The 17,857-nt window shown below is 60.9% G+C and carries 19 protein-coding genes; 16 read left to right on the plus strand and 3 right to left on the minus strand.

The annotated features are described in order from the left end of the window. The first annotated feature begins 40 nt into the window (after window positions 1-40). A complete protein-coding gene (selO, locus tag KO536_RS14160; protein ID WP_219262166.1) occupies window positions 41-1,504 on the plus strand; it encodes a protein adenylyltransferase SelO in 1,464 nt (487 codons plus the stop codon). A 9-nt stretch (window positions 1,505-1,513) separates the two neighbouring features. Here the strand turns inward: selO and KO536_RS14165 are convergent, their stop codons facing one another. Both KO536_RS14165 and KO536_RS14170 read right to left on the minus strand, forming a co-directional pair. Continuing rightward, window positions 1,514-1,915, minus strand: coding sequence for a type II toxin-antitoxin system HigA family antitoxin (locus tag KO536_RS14165; RefSeq protein WP_133076707.1), 402 nt, complete (start codon window positions 1,913-1,915; stop codon window positions 1,514-1,516). 5 nt (window positions 1,916-1,920) lie between these two features. Further along, on the minus strand, window positions 1,921-2,208 hold the full coding sequence (locus KO536_RS14170; RefSeq protein WP_219262167.1) for a type II toxin-antitoxin system HigB family toxin: 288 nt from the start codon (window positions 2,206-2,208) through the stop codon (window positions 1,921-1,923). Window positions 2,209-2,512: 304 nt separating this feature from the next. Between KO536_RS14170 and KO536_RS14175 the strand changes: the two genes are divergently transcribed. Together KO536_RS14175 and trxC are read left to right on the plus strand one after the other, a co-directional pair. Next, window positions 2,513-4,309, plus strand: a complete 1,797-nt coding sequence (locus KO536_RS14175; protein WP_219262168.1) for an SLC13 family permease — start codon at window positions 2,513-2,515, stop codon at window positions 4,307-4,309. A 54-nt stretch (window positions 4,310-4,363) separates the two neighbouring features. Continuing rightward, window positions 4,364-4,804 (plus strand): thioredoxin TrxC, encoded by a 441-nt coding sequence (trxC, locus tag KO536_RS14180; protein ID WP_133076710.1) that lies wholly within the window; start codon window positions 4,364-4,366, stop codon window positions 4,802-4,804. Here trxC and KO536_RS14185 read toward each other — a convergent pair. Continuing rightward, complete coding sequence (locus KO536_RS14185; protein WP_133076711.1) at window positions 4,801-5,574, minus strand: ParA family protein; 774 nt, start codon at window positions 5,572-5,574, stop codon at window positions 4,801-4,803. The two genes, trxC and KO536_RS14185, sit on opposite strands and share 4 nt — an antisense overlap. Before the next feature lie 304 nt (window positions 5,575-5,878). Here KO536_RS14185 and KO536_RS14190 point away from each other — a divergent pair, with 304 nt between their 5' ends. From KO536_RS14190 to KO536_RS14250, 13 genes are read left to right on the plus strand one after another with little or no spacing between them, the layout of a single operon-like run. Then, the gene (locus KO536_RS14190; RefSeq protein ID WP_219262169.1) at window positions 5,879-6,598 is read left to right on the plus strand and encodes a beta-ketoacyl synthase chain length factor; all 720 of its coding nucleotides are present in this window, start codon (window positions 5,879-5,881) and stop codon (window positions 6,596-6,598) included. Continuing rightward, window positions 6,574-7,386: a 1-acyl-sn-glycerol-3-phosphate acyltransferase gene (locus tag KO536_RS14195; protein WP_133076713.1), complete on the plus strand. Its 813-nt coding sequence runs from the start codon at window positions 6,574-6,576 to the stop codon at window positions 7,384-7,386. The genes KO536_RS14190 and KO536_RS14195 overlap by 25 nt, the downstream gene beginning before the upstream one ends. Then, entirely contained in the window at window positions 7,361-7,621 is a 261-nt protein-coding gene (locus tag KO536_RS14200; RefSeq protein ID WP_133076714.1) for a phosphopantetheine-binding protein, read from the plus strand. Before KO536_RS14195 ends, KO536_RS14200 begins: the two co-directional genes overlap by 26 nt. A 9-nt stretch (window positions 7,622-7,630) precedes the next feature. After that, window positions 7,631-7,885: an acyl carrier protein gene (locus KO536_RS14205; RefSeq protein WP_133076715.1), complete on the plus strand. Its 255-nt coding sequence runs from the start codon at window positions 7,631-7,633 to the stop codon at window positions 7,883-7,885. After that, entirely contained in the window at window positions 7,882-8,427 is a 546-nt protein-coding gene (locus KO536_RS14210) for a hypothetical protein (protein WP_133076716.1), read from the plus strand. Before KO536_RS14205 ends, KO536_RS14210 begins: the two co-directional genes overlap by 4 nt. Next, window positions 8,424-10,094: an acyl-CoA synthetase family protein gene (locus tag KO536_RS14215; RefSeq protein WP_219262170.1), complete on the plus strand. Its 1,671-nt coding sequence runs from the start codon at window positions 8,424-8,426 to the stop codon at window positions 10,092-10,094. The genes KO536_RS14210 and KO536_RS14215 overlap by 4 nt, the downstream gene beginning before the upstream one ends. After that, window positions 10,087-10,821, plus strand: a complete 735-nt coding sequence (locus tag KO536_RS14220) for a glycosyltransferase family 2 protein (RefSeq protein WP_219262171.1) — start codon at window positions 10,087-10,089, stop codon at window positions 10,819-10,821. Before KO536_RS14215 ends, KO536_RS14220 begins: the two co-directional genes overlap by 8 nt. Continuing rightward, complete coding sequence (locus tag KO536_RS14225; RefSeq protein ID WP_219262172.1) at window positions 10,818-11,756, plus strand: glycosyl transferase; 939 nt, start codon at window positions 10,818-10,820, stop codon at window positions 11,754-11,756. The genes KO536_RS14220 and KO536_RS14225 overlap by 4 nt, the downstream gene beginning before the upstream one ends. After that, window positions 11,737-13,281 carry a histidine ammonia-lyase gene (hutH, locus tag KO536_RS14230; protein ID WP_133076720.1) on the plus strand — a complete coding sequence of 515 codons (1,545 nt, stop codon included), beginning with the start codon at window positions 11,737-11,739 and terminating at the stop codon, window positions 13,279-13,281. The genes KO536_RS14225 and hutH overlap by 20 nt, the downstream gene beginning before the upstream one ends. Then, a complete protein-coding gene (locus tag KO536_RS14235) occupies window positions 13,274-13,699 on the plus strand; it encodes a thioesterase family protein (RefSeq protein WP_133076721.1) in 426 nt (141 codons plus the stop codon). Before hutH ends, KO536_RS14235 begins: the two co-directional genes overlap by 8 nt. Further along, complete coding sequence (locus KO536_RS14240; protein ID WP_257622924.1) at window positions 13,696-14,394, plus strand: outer membrane lipoprotein carrier protein LolA; 699 nt, start codon at window positions 13,696-13,698, stop codon at window positions 14,392-14,394. The genes KO536_RS14235 and KO536_RS14240 overlap by 4 nt, the downstream gene beginning before the upstream one ends. Beyond that, window positions 14,384-16,696, plus strand: coding sequence for an MMPL family transporter (locus tag KO536_RS14245; RefSeq protein WP_219262199.1), 2,313 nt, complete (start codon window positions 14,384-14,386; stop codon window positions 16,694-16,696). Before KO536_RS14240 ends, KO536_RS14245 begins: the two co-directional genes overlap by 11 nt. After that, window positions 16,693-17,856, plus strand: a complete 1,164-nt coding sequence (locus KO536_RS14250; RefSeq protein WP_133076723.1) for a sodium:proton antiporter — start codon at window positions 16,693-16,695, stop codon at window positions 17,854-17,856. Before KO536_RS14245 ends, KO536_RS14250 begins: the two co-directional genes overlap by 4 nt. Window position 17,857 lies beyond the last annotated feature (1 nt).

Consider the following 17,857-nt stretch of genomic DNA (forward strand, 5'->3'; position numbering starts at 1 on the left):
GCCCGCTCCCACCTTTGAAAATGCTTACTGGAGACGGTCATTGAAAGCCCTCGACGAACTGACTTTTGATAACCGTTTCGCTCGACTGGGTGACGCGTTTTCAACTCACGTGCTGCCCGAGCCCATCGACGCACCGCGCGTGGTGGTTGCCAGCGATGCCGCCATGGCGCTGCTTGACCTCGACCCGGCCGTGGCCCAGGACCCGGTGTTCGCCCAGCTGTTTGGCGGGCACACCCTGTGGGCCGACGCCGAACCCCGCGCCATGGTCTATTCCGGTCATCAGTTCGGCTCCTATAACCCGCAACTGGGTGACGGCCGCGGGCTGCTGCTGGGCGAGGTCTATAACGAGGCGGGCGAACATTGGGACTTGCACCTCAAGGGTGCCGGCATGACGCCCTATTCGCGCATGGGCGATGGTCGCGCCGTGCTGCGCTCATCGATCCGCGAGTTTCTCGCCAGCGAGGCACTGCACGCGCTGGGCATTCCCAGCAGCCGCGCACTGTGCGTGATCGGCTCCGACACCCCGGTGTGGCGTGAAACCCAGGAGCGCGCGGCCATGGTCCTGCGCCTGGCGCCCAGCCATGTACGCTTCGGGCATTTCGAATACTTCTACTACACCAAGCGCCCCGAGCAGCAAAAGCAGTTGGGCGAGCATGTACTGACCCTGCACTTTGCCGAGTGCCTGGAGCAACCCGAGCCCTATCTGGCGATGTTCCGCGAGATCGTCGAGCGTAACGCCGAGCTGATTGCCAAGTGGCAGGCCTACGGTTTTTGTCACGGCGTGATGAACACCGACAACATGTCGATTCTGGGCATCACCTTCGACTTTGGACCGTTCGCCTTCCTCGACGACTTCGACGCCAATTTCGTCTGCAACCACTCAGACCACGAAGGGCGTTACTCCTTCAGCAATCAGGTGCCTATCGGCCAGTGGAACCTCAGCGCACTGGCCCAGGCCCTGACGCCGTTTATCAGCGTTGAAGCCCTGCGCGAAACCCTGGGGCTGTACTTGCCGCAGTATCAAGCGCACTACACCGACCTGATGCGCCGCCGACTGGGCCTGACCACCGCCGAAGACGGTGATCAACAATTGATCGAAACCCTGTTGCAACGGATGCAAGGCAGCAGCATTGACTACACCCTGTTCTTCCGCCGCCTGGGCGACTTGCCAGCAGAGCAGGCCGTGTCCCGCCTGCGTGACGAGTTTGTCGACCTCAAGGGTTTTGATGAATGGGCAGCGCAGTACGTTGCCCGGGTCGCCCGTGAAGGCGTGAGTGATGAAAGCGCACGCCGTGAGCGCATGCACGGGGTCAACCCGCTATACATCCTGCGCAACTATCTGGCGCAAAAAGCCATCGATGCCGCCCAAGCCGGGGATTACAGCGAAGTGCAGTGCCTGCACAACGTGCTGACCCGACCGTTCACCGAGCAACCGGGCATGGAAACCTATGCCGAGCGCCCGCCTGAATGGGGAAAGCACCTGGAAATCAGCTGCTCGTCGTAATGCAAAGCCTCAGATAAACATATCCACAGGCACGTTGAAGTAGTCCGCCAGCCAGCGTATCTGCCGAACGTTGAGCTGGCGCTTGCCGCTGAGGATTTCGGACACCACCGATTGGGTACCCACGCCCGGCAAGTCGCTTTGAGTCAGCCCGTGCTCCTGCATCACCGAGCGCAACACATCGACACCACTGACCTTGGGCATCGGCCGATGCTCGAGGTCGTAGGCTTCAACCCAGTCACCGATGATGTCCACCAGGCTCATCAAGGGGTGACTCTCATCGTCGCCAATCAAGTCGGTCAACCCGTCGAGGGCTGCGACCAACTCATCGTAATCTGCTTCGGTTTTCGGTTTGCGTAGTAAAGGCGCCACGAACTTCCAGTGTTCTGCCGCCTGTGCGATCAATGCGTTCATTGTGCTTACTCCTTCCAATTGCCCTTGTCATAGTCACTGTGATCGAGCACATGACGAATGTAGAGGCGCTGTACCCGATAACGCACCACGGCGATCAGCCGCAGCTTGTTACCTCCAATATTGAAAACGTGGAACGAACCGACCTTGTCGGTAGCAGGGAAAAACGACCTTAACGCGGCAAAGTCCTGGGGGTTGAGGACCTTGATCTTGCGATACCACTCATCGAGTGCGCTCGCCGATTGCGGCCATTGTGCTTTCGCTTCCCAAATACGCTTGGCTGTTATCACTCGCATGCAACGTCCCTATCGCATCTTGCTATGGAGGTTAAGTCAGGGATCACTCAATCGCAATATGCGATAACCCGCCCCTGACCAATGGCGCTGTCGCTGTCTCGCTTCAAAGCCTAGATAAGAGCTGCGAAGCCGGCTCAGCACTGTATGAGCAAATACGTCGCCTCGTCCTGCCATAACAAAATCGCATATCAACCTGCCTAAACAGTCTTAGACGAACTAACGCGCCCTGATTATGGTGACGCCCGCGCGGCGGCTCTGGCCTGCCCGATACCTCATACGAGATTCGTTGCATTAAGGAAGACCCATGTCCTGGGACTCACTCCCCCTGCTGTTTGTTGCCGCTCTGCTGGTGTGGTTGTTGGTGTCGTTTGTGCGCGAGAAGTGGAGCGCCGATGTCGTAGCCGCCATTGGTGTTGCCGCCCTGCTGGTCACGCAGATTCTGACGCCCCACGAAGTGTTGAGTGTGCTCAGCAACTCGGCTCCCGCCACGATTGCCTGCATGTTTGTGCTCTCGGCCGCCCTGGAGCGTACCGGCTGCATTGATGCCCTGGGCAACTGGCTGGGCAACCTGGTAGGCGACAAACCGCTGCGGGTGCTCGGCGGACTGATGATTACCGCGCTGGTCATTTCGGCGTTCCTGAACAACACCCCCGTGGTGGCCATTTTGACGCCGGTGGCGATTGCCCTCGCCAAGCGCTCCCACAGTTCGCCGTCCAAGCTGCTGATCCCGCTGTCTTACGCCACGGTACTGGGCGGGATGCTGACGATGATCGGCACCTCGACCAATATCCTGGTGGACGGGGTTGCACGCAAAGCCGGGCTCGCACCTTTCGGCATGTTCGAAATCACTCAGGCCGGGCTGATGTTTGCCGCCGTGGGTTTTGTGTACCTGATGATTTTCAGCAACCGCCTGCTACCTGATCGCGACAGCCTGTCCAAGCAATTGCGCCCGGACCTGACTCGCACCTTCATGAGCGAACTGCTGGTGCCCCACCATTCGCCCGTGATCGGCAAAACCCTGACTGAAGCCAATCTCAATGGTGGCAGCGGCCTGCAAGTCCTGAAGATTTTCCGTGACGAGCAAGAGCTTTCCACGCCAGAGCCCACCACCCAGTTGCGCAGCGGCGATCGTCTGGTGCTGCACGGGCAGGTACAGAATGTGGTCGAGCTGCGTGAAAGCGGCGTGCTGGCCTTCAACCGTGGTGATGCGTTCGAAACCATCAGCAACCACGACGTGATCCTGGCCGAAGCCATCGTGGGCCGTAACTCGCGCTACAGCCACCGCCCCATGCGCGACCTCGACTTGACGGCGCGTTACGGCATTGCAGTGCTCGCGGTGCATCGCCAGGACGAAAACATTCAAGGCAACCTCGACGATCTGCACCTGCAATTTGGCGATGTGATCCTGGTTGAGGGCACGCCCAGCCAGATCCGTCGTTTCGCCGAAAATGGCGACTTGATCAGCCTAAATACCGTCCTGGAGCGCGCTTATCGCCGCGACAAAGCACCGATTGCGATTATTTCGACGCTGGCGGTGATGATTCTTGCGGCGCTGGAAGTCATGCCCATCGAAGGGCTGGCACTCATCGCCGCAGTGACGGTAGTCGCCACACGCTGCCTGGATGTGCAGGACGCTTACAAGGCGGTGGACTGGAAAATCCTGAGCCTGATTTTCGGCATGCTGGCCATCAGCATTGCGATGGAAAAAGTCGGCCTGATCAATTTGGTGGTCAACCAGACCATGGCCGCCATCCCCAATGCCGGACCGCTGCTGATGCTGGGGTTTGTCTATTTACTGACCAGCCTGCTCACCGAGATCCTCTCCAACAATGCCGTGGCGGTATTGCTGACGCCGATCGCAATTGGTGTAGCGCAACAGATGGGTGTGGACCCCAGGCCTTTCGTGGTGGCCGTGATGTTCGCTGCCAGCGCCAGCTTCGCAACGCCGATTGGCTACCAGACCAACACCTTTGTGTATAACGCAGGCGGGTACAAATTCAGCGACTTTTTGCGCATCGGCATCCCGCTGAATGTACTGATGCTGATAGTGGCAATGCTGGTGATTCCCTGGATCTGGCCGCTGACGCCAGTGGCGAGTTGAGCAATCATCTGCTGAACTGCACGCTCATGCGCCCCCCCTTGTAGAGAATGACTGATGACCGAACCGCTGCTGATCCCCTGCCCACACTGCAACGGCCTTAACCGTATCCCCGCCGAGCGTATCGGCGAGCACCCCAAATGCGGGCGCTGCAAGAATGCGGTGCTGCTCGCCAAGCCCTTCGATCTTAAACAAACCGACTACCCCAGCCAGATCAAGGGCGACCTGCCGCTGCTGGTGGATGTTTGGGCCGAATGGTGCGGACCGTGTAAAGCCTTTGCCCCGGTATTTGAACAAGCCGCCAGCCAACTGATCGGCAAATGCCGACTGGCCAAACTTGACAGCGAATCCAATCAACAACTGGCCGGACAATTGGGGATACGCTCCATCCCTAGCCTCATCCTGTTTAAAAATGGCCGCGAAGTCGCTCGCCAGAGCGGTGCGCTGCCGTTGCAGCAACTTACCGCCTGGCTGCGCAGCCAGGGCATCAGTGCCTAAGCGTTCTGATCCAGATAATCGTGCAACTCTACAAACTGTTGAGTGAGTTTGTGCCGCGGGTCGAAGTGGATCAAAGGCTGACAGGCCTGGTGCGACTCGCGCATCCGCACGGAGCTGCTCAGGTACATCGGCAGCACCGGTAGCCCTTCAGCGATCAACTCATCGAGCATTTGCTGGGGCAGGCTGGCCCGGGCCTGGAACTGATTGACCACAATGCCTTCGACCAGCAGGTCTTCGTTGTGGTCTTCTTTCAGTTCTTCGATTTCAGCCAGTAGCCCGTAAAGCGCCTGACGCGAAAAACTGTCGCAATCAAATGGAATCAGCACCCGATCACAAGCGATCAACGCCGAAACGGCGTAAAAGTTCAATGCGGGAGGTGTGTCGACATAGATGCGGTCATAGTCTTCGGACAATTCTTCAAGCAGTTTTCGCAGCTTGTTGATCTTGTGCTTGGCTTCAAGCTTTGGCTGCAAATCAGCCAGTTCGCCCGTGGCGGTGACAACGTGCAAATTTTCAAAAGGTGTTTCGTAAATATCGACACGATTTTTTTTCGAACCGATCCCGGCTGACAAACTGTGCTTGAAGAAGTCGGCAATCCCCATCGGGATATCGTCGCCCGTGAGTCCGGTCAGGTATTGAGTAGAGTTGGCCTGGGCGTCCAGATCCACCAGCAACGTCCTGTAGCCCTCGCTGGCACTGACCGCAGCCAGATTGCACGCGATGCTGGATTTACCCACACCGCCTTTTTGGTTGAACACCACGCGACGCATTTCAAAACCTCCGTGTACCAATGTGTCCCCGAGTGTAGATTGCCTTTGTGCGGCTTAGCTACCTCGTAGAGAAATGCCTTACATCTATTAGAGATTTAACCGCAATAGTCGTCGAACATATCCGCCATATGGGAAGCATTAGTCTTATATTTTTCAGATCACGCAAAAACCATACTTGAAATGTAAGCAATATTTGCTACAAGCCAACTGCACCGGGATAATGTCGCCATTCTGTATCAGGTGTGGCATCGACTGATGCCCACTTTCGCATCAAGGAAGCCTGCAAGGGCGGGATGAAACTCCAGTGATCAATTTCAATATCGCCGCGTGGCGCGCCTGGGCTCCGGGCCTCGACAGCGTGGCCGATTGGCAAGCCTGGAGCCAGCAACCCAGCGTACTCGCCGCCAGCAACGCAGCACCTGATGTCTCGTTTCTACCCGCCATGCAACGCCGTCGCCTCAGCCGCCTGGCACGGATGGCATTCAGCGTCGGCTGGCCACTGGCACAAGGCCACGAGGGACTGCCACTGGTATTCGCCTCACGCCACGGCGAAACCCCGCGCACATTCGACATCCTCAGCGACCTCGCTGCCAGCCAGCCCCTGTCCCCGACACAATTCAGCCTCTCGGTGCATAACGCGGTCATTGGCCTGTGGTCGATCATGCGCGGCGAAACCAGCGAGATGACGGCCATTGCCGCTGCCGGAGACGGCCTGGAGCATGGCCTGATCGAGGCCTGCGTGCTGTTGAATGAAGGTGCGCCCGCCGTACTGCTGATCATCACCGAAGAGCAACCGCCACACGCCTACGCCCAATGGATTGATGATGTGCCCTTTCCTTACGCCGTCGGCCTGCTGCTGACCCCCGGGACGCAATGGCAGGTCTCCCTCGCAAGCACGACCACCGACATCGAAAAAGCCCCGTGGCCCCATAGCCTGAACCTGTTGCGCCACCTGTTCGATGGACAGGCGTCATTCCAGCACGCCTGGAAAGATCGCGTATGGAACTGGCAACACAGCCTGTGAGCGAGCATCGCGATGCTTATGTCTGGCGCCTGATCGCCACGGCGATCAGCTTTACACTGTTCGGTCTCGGATGCCTGTGCCTGCGGGTGGTGATTTTCCCGGTACTCGGTTGCCTGCCGGGAAACGCCGTTCGTCACCGCGAACGTGCCCGTGCAACCGTCAGCCGGCTGTTCTGGCTGTTTATTCGCACCATGGCCCGCATGGGCGTGCTGACCTATGACGTACAAGGTGCCGAACGGCTCGGTCGACCCGGCCAGATGATCATTGCCAACCACCCGTCGCTTATCGACGTGGTTTTTTTGATCGGCCTGGTAAGAAACGCCAATTGCGTGGTCAAAGAGAGCCTTTGGCAGAACCCGTTTACCCGCAGCCCCGTGCGCGCCACGCAGTACATCAGCAACGATGGCAGCGTCGACATGCTCGATAACGCCGCGCGAGCGCTGCAGGAAGGCCAGACCCTGATCATTTTCCCGGAGGGCACCCGCACGCAGCCGGGCACGGCACCTGCCTTTCATCGCGGCGCCGCCGCGATAGCACTGCGGGGTGCGAAAATCCTCACCCCGGTGGTGATCAAGGTCAGCCCCACCACGCTGACCAAGGCCGAACCCTGGTACCGCATCCCCTATCGGCGCGTGCACTTCAGTATTCGTGTCGGCGCCGATATAGATCCAGACACTTTTACCGCGCTTGGCCCGCCGCCTAAAGCCTCGCGCCTGCTCAATGACTTCGTGCATGACTACTTTATTAAGGAGCTCGCCACAGATGAGCGATCTGAAACGCGACATTAAACAGCTGATCATCGATGCCCTGGGCCTCGAAGACATCAGCGTCAGCGACATTGGTGACGAACAAACCCTGTTTGGCGATGGCCTGGGGCTGGATTCGGTCGACGCACTTGAGCTGGGCCTGGCGATTCAAAAAACCTACGGCATCAAAATAGACGCCGATGCCAAAGACACTCGCAATCACTTTTCCAACGTGGCCAGCCTTGCGGCTTTTGTCACGGCCAAACAGGCAGCCTGAGACCGAACCATGCAAACCCGTGACGACATTTTCAATACCCTGCGCGACGCCCTGGTCGAACTCTTCGAACTGGAGCCCGAGCGCGTCACCCTGGACGCCAACCTGTATCAGGACCTGGAAATCGACAGCATCGACGCCGTTGACCTGATCGACCACATCAAGCGCAAAACCGGCAAAAGAATCGCCGCTGAAGAATTCAAATCGGTGCGAACCGTCAATGACGTGGTCGAGGCAGTTTATCGCCTGGTTCACGCTGACGCATGAGTCGACTGATTGGCCTTGGGCTGTTGCTGGCGGGCCTGCTGTACCCCTTTGCGGTGTATTTCGGCATGGCCCATTTCGCCCCATGGCAGTTCGCGTTACTGCTTGGCGGCTTGTGGCTGGCCCGTGCCCTGACCGGAGAACGGCGCCCCGGCAGCCTGTGGATGGCGGTCGTTGCACTGGTGTTCTGCGGCCTGCTGGCGCTGTTCAACAGCCCGGCACTGTTGCGCTGGTACCCGGTCCTGATCAGTACGTTCATGCTCTGCCTGTTCGGTCTGAGCCTGAAGTTCGGGCCACCGATAATCGAGCGCCTGGCCCGCTTGCGCGAGCCGGTATTACCCGACATCGCAATTGATTACACACGGCAGGTGACCAAGGTCTGGTGCCTGTTTTTCATGCTCAACGGGTTAGTCGCAGCCAGTTTGACGCTGTGGGCGCCGCTGAGCTGGTGGACGTTGTACAACGGCCTTATCGCCTACGGGCTGATGGGGCTGCTGTTTGCCATTGAATGGCTGATACGACAAAAGGTAAGAGGCCGGGCATGAATTGGATAAAACTTGAGCAGCTATTGCTCAAGGGACACGCAGAGCGCCGCGTTACGCTTGACCCTGCGCTGAACCACGACACCCTCTGTGAACAGGCCTTGCGCCTGGCAGGCGGCCTGCAACAGCGAGGCGTGCAGCACATTGCCGTGCACCTTGAGGACGCTGGCGAACTGGCAGTGGCTTTACTCGGTGCGTGGCGCGCCGGCGTCAGCGTGCTGCTGCCTGCCGACCTGCAAGCCCAAACCCGTCAGCGCTGGGATGACCGGGTTGACCTGTGGATAACTCAAAGCGACCAACTGCAAGCCTTGTACGCCGATGCAGTGCCGGCAGCAGAACTGGATCTGGACAAGTGCCAGCTCAGCCTGTGCACCTCGGGCTCCAGCGGCGAACCCAAGCGCATCGACAAAAACCTGCGCCAGATGGCCAACGAAGTCCAGGCGCTGGAACAGCTGTGGGGCGCCGATCTGGGTGATGCGTGCATCATTGCCAGCGTGGCTGCACAGCATATTTACGGTCTGCTGTTTCGCGTGTTGTGGCCCCTGTGCGCAGGCCGCACCTTTGTCCGCAAACAACTGGCGTTCCCTGAAGACATGCAGCGCGCCAGCCGCGAGCATTCATCATTCGCATGGGTCGCCAGTCCTGCCCTGCTCAAGCGCATGGCCGACAACCTGGACTGGCCCGCCCTGAGCCCGGTACGTCGGGTCTTCTCGTCGGGCGGCACCTTGCCTGCAGAGGCGGCGCAAGGGTTGTTCGAGCGTCTGGGCCAGTGGCCGACCGAAATCCTTGGCAGCTCGGAAACCGGTGGGATCGCGTGGCGTCAGGGCCCAAACCTGTGGCAACCATTTGCCGATGTGCAACTGAGCCAGAGCGAAGATGGCGCCCTGATAATCGCCTCGGCGTACTTGCCCGCAGGTCATATCGAACAGACTGCCGACGCGGCTCGCATCGAGGCCGATGGCCGTTTCGAGTTGCTCGGGCGCCTGGATCGCATCGTCAAACTGGAAGAAAAACGCATCTCCCTGCCCATGCTCGAGCACGCACTGGTCAACCACGACTGGGTGGCTGAAGCCCGCCTGGGCGTGGTCAACGAAAACCGTGCGTCCCTGGGCGCCTTGCTGGTACTCAGCCCCAGCGGTCTGTTTGCCTTGCGTGAACACGGTCGCCGCGCCCTGACCCAAACCCTGCGCCAGCACTTGAGCCAGCACTGCGAAGCCCTGGCCTTGCCCCGTCGCTGGCGCGTGTTGCGCCAGATGCCACTCAACAGCCAGGGCAAGCTGCCCCAGGCCCAGGTCGATACGTTATTGCTGGCACCCCGGCCTAAAATGCCCGAGGTGCTAAGCCAAGCCGAACATGACGGCCAGTGGACCCTCAACCTGTCGATCCCGCCAGACCTGGCCTACTTCAGTGGTCACTTCCCCAAAACCCCGGTACTGCCGGGCGTGGTGCAAGTGGATTGGGCAATGGCACTGGGTCAGCAACTCCTCGACCTGCCGCCGCGTTTTGCCGGGATGGAAGTGCTCAAGTTCCAGCAACTGGTACGCCCCGGCGACGCCATCGAACTGACCCTGCGTTTCGACCGTGAGCGCAGCAAGCTGCACTTCGCCTACCGCAACGCGACGGCGCCCTGTTCCAGTGGCCGCATCGTGCTGGAGCCCGCCCATGCATAACCCCTGCGCCGTGATTCCGGTGTACAACCACGAAACCGCCGTGCCGGCCGTGGTCGACGCCCTGCTCGCCGCCGGCTTGCCCTGCGTGCTGGTTGACGACGCCAGCAGCCCCGCGTGCAGTGCCGTTCTCGAACAGCTTGCCCAGGGCGAGAACACTTTCCTCATCCGCCTGGCCATCAATCAGGGCAAGGGTGGCGCGGTCATGGCGGGGCTGCGGGAAGCCGCCAGGCTGGGCTTCACCCACGCCCTGCAAGTAGACGCCGACGGCCAGCACGACCTGCGCGACGTCGCGACCTTTATGCAGGTGTCGCAGCAAAACCCCCAGGCGCTGATCTGCGGTTATCCGCAATACGACGACAGCGTACCCAAGGGCCGCCTGTATGCGCGCTACCTGACCCACGTGTGGGTGTGGATCAACAGCCTGTCGCTGCAGATTCCCGACTCCATGTGCGGTTTTCGGGTCTACCCGCTGACGCCGACGCTGGCGCTGATCAATTCGGTCAAACTGGGCAAGCGCATGGACTTCGATCCCGAGATCCTGGTGCGCCTGGCGTGGCGCAACCAGCCCATGCGCTGGCTGCCGACCAAGGTCCATTACCCCCAGGACGGCCTCTCGCACTTTCGCCTGTTCCATGACAACGCGCTGATTTCCGGCATGCACACCAAACTGTTTTTCGGCATGTTGATCCGTTTGCCGAGCATCCTCTGGGGGCGTTTCAAAGCATGAGCGAACCTCAACAGCATTGGGCTGACCACAAGGAGCGCGGCAGTTTCCGGCTGATGAAGCTCACTGCGTTCGGCATCAAACTGCTGGGCCGACGCCTGCTCAGCCCGGTGCTCTACGCCATTGTGCTGTACTTCTTTGTCTTCGGTGGCCGTGCCCGGCGCAGCATCTGGCAGTACCAGCAGCGGTTGGCCGACTGGAGCGGGAAAAGCGACCTGCGCCCCACCCGCAGACGGGTGTTCGGGCAGTTCATGGCCTTTGCCGATGCCCTGCTCGACAAGCTCGACGTGTGGAACGGGCGCCTCAAGATCGAAGACATCGACATCATCGACCCCGCCCTGCTGCGCAATCAGTTACGCGGCGAACGCGGCCAGATGCTGGTGGGCGCACACCTGGGCAACCTCGAAGTGTGTCGCGCACTGGCCGAGCTGGGCGAACAGGTGACCATGAACGTGCTGGTGCACACCAAGCACGCCGAACACTTCAACCGCCTGCTGGGCGAAGCCGGGGCCAGCCATTTACGGCTGATTCAGGTCAGTGAGCTCAACCCGGCAGTGATGCTGCAACTCAATCAGCGCCTGGAAGACGGCGAATGGCTGGCGATTGCCGGTGACCGGGTGCCGCTGCATGGCGGGCGCAATGTCGAGGTCGACTTTCTCGGCCACCCTGCCGCATTCCCCCAAGGCCCGTGGCTGTTGGCCGGGCTGCTCAAATGCCCGGTCAACCTGATGTTTTGCCTCAAGCACGAAGGACGCTACCGGGTCATTCTCGAACCCTTCACCGACGCCGTACTCTGGCGGCGCAGCGACCGCGAGCAGGTGATCGCCCAGTGGGCCACGCGCTACGCCGAACGCCTGGGGCACTACTGCCTTGAAGCGCCCCAACAATGGTTCAATTTTTACCCTTTCTGGAAGACCGATGACGACGCATCCGCATGAGCCAGTAACCTTCGGCCAAACCCCGTTGCGCATTGAAGACGTGCTGGCCCTGGCCAATCGTCAGGCGCCGACCCGTCTGCAAGACGACGCCGACTATCGCGAGCGCATCGCCAAGGGCGCACGCTTTCTCGACTCGCTGCTGGACAAGGAAGGCGTCATCTACGGCGTGACCACCGGCTACGGTGATTCGTGCGTGGTGGCGGTGCCGCTGGAGCATGTTGAAGCGCTGCCGCGCCACCTCTACACCTTTCACGGCTGCGGGCTGGGCAAACTGCTCGACGCCCAGGCCACCCGCGCCGTGCTCGCCGCACGCCTGCAGTCGCTGTGCCACGGCGTGTCCGGAGTGCGCATCGAGTTGCTGGAACGTTTGCAGGCTTTTATTGCCCACGACATCCTGCCGCTGATTCCCGAAGAGGGCTCGGTGGGCGCCAGCGGCGATCTGACGCCGTTGTCCTATGTGGCGGCCACGTTGTCGGGCGAACGCGAAGTATTGTTCAAGGGTGAGCGCCGCCTCGCAGCCGACGTGCATCAGGAACTGGGCTGGACACCGCTGGTACTGCGGCCCAAGGAAGCGCTGGCGCTGATGAACGGCACCGCCGTGATGACTGGCCTCGCGTGCCTGGCCTATGCCCGTGCCGACTACCTGCTCAAACTGGCCACGCGCATCACCGCCCTCAACGTAGTGGCGCTGCAAGGTAACCCCGAGCACTTCGACGAGCGCCTGTTCGCCGCCAAGCCCCATCCGGGGCAAATGCAGGTGGCGGCCTGGATTCGCCAGGACCTGGCCATCGACGCCCCGACCGCGCCCTTGCATCGCCTGCAAGACCGCTACTCGCTGCGCTGCGCCCCCCACGTGCTGGGGGTGCTGGCTGACAGCCTGAACTGGCTGCGCGGGTTTATCGAAATTGAACTCAACAGCGCCAACGACAACCCGATCATCGACGCTGAAGAAGAGCGCGTGCTGCATGGCGGGCACTTCTACGGCGGTCATATCGCCTTTGCGATGGACAGCCTCAAGACCCTGGTCGCCAACGTCGCCGACCTGCTGGACCGCCAGCTCGCGCTGCTGGTGGACGTGCGTTACAACCACGGCCTGCCGAGCAACCTGTCGGGCGCAACCGCCGAGCGGGCGATGCTCAACCACGGTTTTAAAGCGGTGCAGATCGGCACCAGCGCCTGGACCGCCGAAGCCTTGAAAAACACCATGCCGGCCAGCGTGTTCTCGCGCTCCACCGAGTGCCACAACCAGGACAAAGTGAGCATGGGCACCATCGCTGCCCGCGATGCGATCCGCGTGCTTGAACTGACCGAACAGGTCGCTGCTGCCACCTTGCTGGCGGCTAATCAGGGCGTGTGGTTGCGCAGCCGCGCTGAAGACGCCCGCCCGCTGCCACCCGCACTGGCCCGGATGCACGCCGAATTGGCGAAGGACTTCCCGCCGGTGGTCGAAGACCGCGCCCTGGAAGCCGAACTGCGCTTGTGCCTGAGCCGTATTGCCCAACAACACTGGAGGCTGCATGCGTAGCAAAGGCGTTTTGCACGTTGATACCGAAGTGCTGGTGCCGTTTTTCGACATCGACACCCTGCACGTGGTGTGGCACGGCCACTACGTCAAATACCTCGAAGTGGCGCGCTGTGCGTTACTTGACCATATCGGCCACAACTACACGCACATGCTCGATGCGGGCTATGCGTGGCCGGTGATCGACATGCAATTGCGCTATGTCCGCGGGGCCACGTTTGGGCAGCGCATCAATGTGCGCGCCAACCTGGTGGAGTGGGAGAACCGCCTGAAGGTCAATTACCTGATTACCGACCTGGCCACAGGCGAGCGGCTGACCCGGGCCGTTACGGTGCAAGTGGCGGTCGAGATCGCCAGCAAGGAGATGCAACTGGTGTCGCCCAAGTGCTTCACCGACGCTGTCGCGAGGATGCTGCCATGAACCGCCTTGGTAGTCGCTGCCGCAGGCTGCGATCGAGCCCGAAGGGGTCGCGCTTTTTCAATATCGAAGGGCCTTCGGCCCTTATCGCAGCCTTCGGCAGCGGCTACAGGGGGTTGATTGTTACGCTGTTGCTCGGATTCACTCCTCTGGCTCACGCCTTCGACCTGCAACAACTCAGCGAACAACTGGCCAAACCCCAGGTGATCCACGGTGATTTCATCCAGGAAAAACACCTGCGCGCCCTGCCCAAGCCGCTGACCAGCACCGGTACCTTTGTACTGGCCAAGGATCACGGCCTGCTTTGGCAATTGAAAACCCCGCTGCAACAGGATTACCGCATCACGTCCCAAGGCATCGCCCGGCGAGACGGCACGCGCTGGCAAATGCTGCCCGGCAAAAGCGCCGGCGCCGAGCAAAACCGCTTGTTCCTCGCCGTGCTGCAAGGCGACAGCAGTGGCCTGCAACGGGACTTCGACCTGCAACTGCAAGGCGAACCCGCCCACTGGACGCTGACCCTGACCCCACGCTCACTGCTGCTCAAGCAAGTGTTCAAGCAGATCAACATCGGCGGCGGCGAACTGGTGCAACGTATCGAACTGCAAGAAACCCAAGGCGACAGCACGCTGCTGACCCTGCTCAACAGCGTCAGCAACCAAGCCTTGAGTGAAACGGAGCAGCACGATTTTGCGCAGTGAACGCTGGTTGCCCCGTGGCTTCATGATCCTGCTGGTGGCGGTGCTTGCACTCGCCGGCTGGCAATGGCGCCACGGCGCACCGCTGTCGGCCAACCTGATGGAACTGGTGCCAGGGGATTCACCGGATGCGCTGGAGCTGAGCGCAGAACAACGCATGCAGGAACCCCTGAACCGCGAAATGCTGGTGCTGGTGGGCAGTAGCGATCGCCAGCAAGCCATCGCCTCGGCTGAGCAATTGGGCCAGCAGTGGCAAGCCAGCGGCCTGTTTGAAAAGGTGCAATGGAGCCTGCAGGCCGACCTCCCGGCGCTGCGTGATCAACTGCTGCGCGGCCGATTGGCAATGCTGTCTGCAGCCGACCGCACGCAACTGATCGAACACCCCGACGCCTTTATCCAGCAACGGGTACAAGCCCTGTTCGATCCCTTCACCGGGTTCAGCCTGGTGCCGAGCCAGGACGACTGGCTGGGCCTCACCGGGCGTATCCAGAACAGCCAGCCGCAGCGCGGTGCAGTGCAACTCGATATAGGCAGCGCAGCGCTGGTCGCCGAGGCCGACGACAAACACTGGGTGCTGCTGCGCGCCCGTACCCAGGGCAATGCGTTTGACATGAAACTGCCGCTGCGGGTTGCCGAGCTGCTTGAGCACAGCCGTCAGCAGGTCGCACCCCACGATGTGCAACTGCTCGCTGCCAGTGGCCTGCTCTACGCGGCCAGCGGGCAACAGCAAGCCACCCGCGAAATCACCTGGGTCGGCGGTGGAGCCACCGTCGGAATTCTGCTGTTGTTACTGCTCGCGTTCCGGCGCTGGCGGGTGCTGCTGGCGTTTGTGCCCGTGCTGGTCGGCATGCTGTTTGGCGCCGTGGCCTGCGTCGCGTTCTTTGGCAGCATGCACGTGATGACGCTGGTACTGGGCTCCAGCCTGATCGGGGTGGCGGTGGATTACCCACTGCATTACCTGTCCAAAAGCTGGAGCCTGAAACCCTGGCGCAGCTGGCCCGCCTTGCGCCTGACATTGCCCGGTTTAAGCCTGAGCCTGGCGACCAGTTGCATTGGCTATCTGGCACTGGCCTTCACCCCGTTCCCGGCGCTGACCCAAATCGCCATCTTCTCCGCCGCAGGCCTGGTCGGTGCTTACTTGAGCGCCGTATGCCTGCTGCCCGCGCTGCTCAAAGGTGTGGAACTGCGCCCTGCGCAATGGCCCCTGCGTATTGCGCAATCGCTGCTCGACGTGCGCGAAGCCTTGCTCAAACGCATCCCCACGCCAGCCTTGCTGGTTTTACTGCTGGGGTTTTGCGCGGCCGGTTTGTGGCAACTGACCACCAAGAACGACATTCGCCAATGGGTCGGCGCCCCGCCGCAATTGATGGCCGAGGCACAGGCCATTGCACGGATTACCGGCTACCAGCCCACCAGCCAGTTTTTCCTGGTGCGGGCCGACAACGAGCAGCAATTGCTTGAGCGCCAAACCGCCCTTGGCGAGCGTCTCGATCAGTTGGTGCACATGGGCAAGTTGCAGGGCTACCTGGCGCTGAACCAATTGGTCAGCCTGCCCGGCGAGCAACAGCAATTGCGCAGTGCGCTGTCTCAGCTGGCGCAACATTGGCAGCCGCTGCTGGAGCTGGGCGTACCTGAAACCGCTCTGCAGGCCGAGGTTGCGCAATTGCAGACCTTGCCCGAGCAACATATCGATGACGCGTTGAGCGGCCCGCTGGCCGAACCCTGGCGCGCACTCTGGCTAGGCAAGAACGCCGAAGGCGTTGCAGCCATGGTCAGCCTGCAAGGGTTGAGCAGTGCCAGTTTGCTGCGGGTGCAAGCGCAAGACCTGCCGGGCGTACAACTGGTCGACCGCCTGGGCGACTTGAATAACGTATTCGCCGCAACGCAAATCAGCGCCGCCGAATTGAAGCTGCTGTCCTGTGCCTTGATCGTATTGCTGCTGATCGCTCCGTTCGGTTTTGGCGGTGCACTGCGCATCGTCGCACTGCCGCTGCTGGCCGCGCTGTGCAGCCTGGCAAGCCTGGGCTGGCTGGGTCAGCCGTTGACGCTGTTCAGCCTCTTCGGCCTGCTGCTGGTGACGGCGATCAGCGTCGATTACGCGATTCTGATGCGCGAGCAAATCGGCGGCGCCGCCGTCAGCCTGCTCGGCACCTTGCTGGCGGCATTGACCACATGGCTGTCGTTCGGCCTGCTGGCCGTGTCGAGCACACCTGCCGTCAGCAACTTCGGCTTGTCGGTCAGCCTGGGGCTGGCGTTCAGTTTTATCCTGGCGCCCTGGGCGGGCAGACAGGAGCACAGCCAATGATGACAGCCCTGTTCTGGCTGCTGGCCCTGGCCCTGTTTGCCTTGGCCACCCGCGTGGGCCGTCATTTTGGCGTGATCCCGATTGTCAGCCAGTTATTGCTGGCGTCCATCGTCCTGCCGCTGTTGATGCTGTTCTGGATCGAACCGCACTGGCAGCTTGACGGCGCCCAACTGGTCGCGCCGGTCTGGCTCAAAAGCCTGTACAGCCTTAGTTTTGCCCTGTTGCTGGGCACCATTTTGAGCGACGTGATTGATCTGCGCCTTGATCGCCAGAGTGTAAAGATCGCCCTGCCCAGCTTTGCCGTGCCCTTCGCCTGCGGGCTGGCCTGCGCCGTCTGGCTGCTGCCTGAACAACCCTGGTTGAGTTCACTGGCGGTGGGCCTGGTGTTTGCCATCACCGCGATCCCGGTGTTGTACCTGTACTTGCGCCACATCGATTACCCGCCCGCCGCCACTCGGCGCCTGGTGCAAAGCGCGATCCTTATCGACCTCACATGCTGGACCCTGTTTGGCCTGGCCCAGGGCAGCCTGGATCTGAGCAGTTTGCTGCTGCCCCTGGCCGGTGCCCTGCTGCCGCTGCTGTTGCGCGCCCTGCGCATCCGTCAGCCGTTGTGTTACAGCCTGAGCTTTTTTGCCTTGCTGGTGGTGGCCGAACATTACCGCCTCAATGCCCTTATTTTCGGCGTCGGCTATTTGATCTGCATGGCGTGGCTCAAGGTGAAGCTGGTCATGCCGTTAAACGCTGTATGGCTGGAACGCTTGCAGACCACGTTGGCGATCCCGCTGATCCTCACGTTCGGCATTGTGCAAATCAATGTTCACAGCGCCCTGAGCGACATCAGCCTGCTGCAACTGACCGCACTATTGCTGCTGCCGATGGTCAGTAAGCTGCTGGGTAACTGGCTCGGGGTGAGCTGGGCCACGCCGTCGTTTGCCGGGGCCAGCAAATGGCGTGAAAGCCTGTTACTGAACATTCGCGGATTGAGCGAAATCGTCTTCCTCAACCTGCTGCTGCAACAACAACTCATCAGCCCCGCGCTGTACTTTGCGCTGATGTTGATGAGCCTGATCGCTACGCTGTTACCGGCGTTGGCGGGCATGAGTAAACCCCCTTTGAAGTCTGCCGTAGTACCCGGCAAGGAGCGCCTGTGTCAGGAATAGA

The organism is Pseudomonas sp. NKUCC02_KPG (assembly GCF_019345465.1).
Lineage (GTDB): Bacteria > Pseudomonadota > Gammaproteobacteria > Pseudomonadales > Pseudomonadaceae > Aquipseudomonas.

What these genes read in the sequence shown, in the direction of transcription:
- KO536_RS14205 (WP_133076715.1), top strand. Translation starts at nt 7,631, where the DNA reads ATGCAAACCCGTGACGACATTTTCAATACCCTGCGCGACGCCCTGGTC.
- KO536_RS14240 (WP_257622924.1), top strand. Translation starts at nt 13,696, where the DNA reads ATGAACCGCCTTGGTAGTCGCTGCCGCAGGCTGCGATCGAGCCCGAAG.
- KO536_RS14170 (WP_219262167.1), bottom strand. Translation starts at nt 2,208, where the DNA reads ATGCGAGTGATAACAGCCAAGCGTATTTGGGAAGCGAAAGCACAATGG.
- KO536_RS14225 (WP_219262172.1), top strand. Translation starts at nt 10,818, where the DNA reads ATGAGCGAACCTCAACAGCATTGGGCTGACCACAAGGAGCGCGGCAGT.
- KO536_RS14185 (WP_133076711.1), bottom strand. Translation starts at nt 5,574, where the DNA reads ATGCGTCGCGTGGTGTTCAACCAAAAAGGCGGTGTGGGTAAATCCAGC.
- KO536_RS14220 (WP_219262171.1), top strand. Translation starts at nt 10,087, where the DNA reads ATGCATAACCCCTGCGCCGTGATTCCGGTGTACAACCACGAAACCGCC.
- KO536_RS14195 (WP_133076713.1), top strand. Translation starts at nt 6,574, where the DNA reads ATGGAACTGGCAACACAGCCTGTGAGCGAGCATCGCGATGCTTATGTC.
- KO536_RS14200 (WP_133076714.1), top strand. Translation starts at nt 7,361, where the DNA reads ATGAGCGATCTGAAACGCGACATTAAACAGCTGATCATCGATGCCCTG.
- KO536_RS14210 (WP_133076716.1), top strand. Translation starts at nt 7,882, where the DNA reads ATGAGTCGACTGATTGGCCTTGGGCTGTTGCTGGCGGGCCTGCTGTAC.
- KO536_RS14165 (WP_133076707.1), bottom strand. Translation starts at nt 1,915, where the DNA reads ATGAACGCATTGATCGCACAGGCGGCAGAACACTGGAAGTTCGTGGCG.
- KO536_RS14175 (WP_219262168.1), top strand. Translation starts at nt 2,513, where the DNA reads ATGTCCTGGGACTCACTCCCCCTGCTGTTTGTTGCCGCTCTGCTGGTG.
- trxC (WP_133076710.1), top strand. Translation starts at nt 4,364, where the DNA reads ATGACCGAACCGCTGCTGATCCCCTGCCCACACTGCAACGGCCTTAAC.
- KO536_RS14235 (WP_133076721.1), top strand. Translation starts at nt 13,274, where the DNA reads ATGCGTAGCAAAGGCGTTTTGCACGTTGATACCGAAGTGCTGGTGCCG.
- hutH (WP_133076720.1), top strand. Translation starts at nt 11,737, where the DNA reads ATGACGACGCATCCGCATGAGCCAGTAACCTTCGGCCAAACCCCGTTG.
- KO536_RS14250 (WP_133076723.1), top strand. Translation starts at nt 16,693, where the DNA reads ATGATGACAGCCCTGTTCTGGCTGCTGGCCCTGGCCCTGTTTGCCTTG.
- KO536_RS14215 (WP_219262170.1), top strand. Translation starts at nt 8,424, where the DNA reads ATGAATTGGATAAAACTTGAGCAGCTATTGCTCAAGGGACACGCAGAG.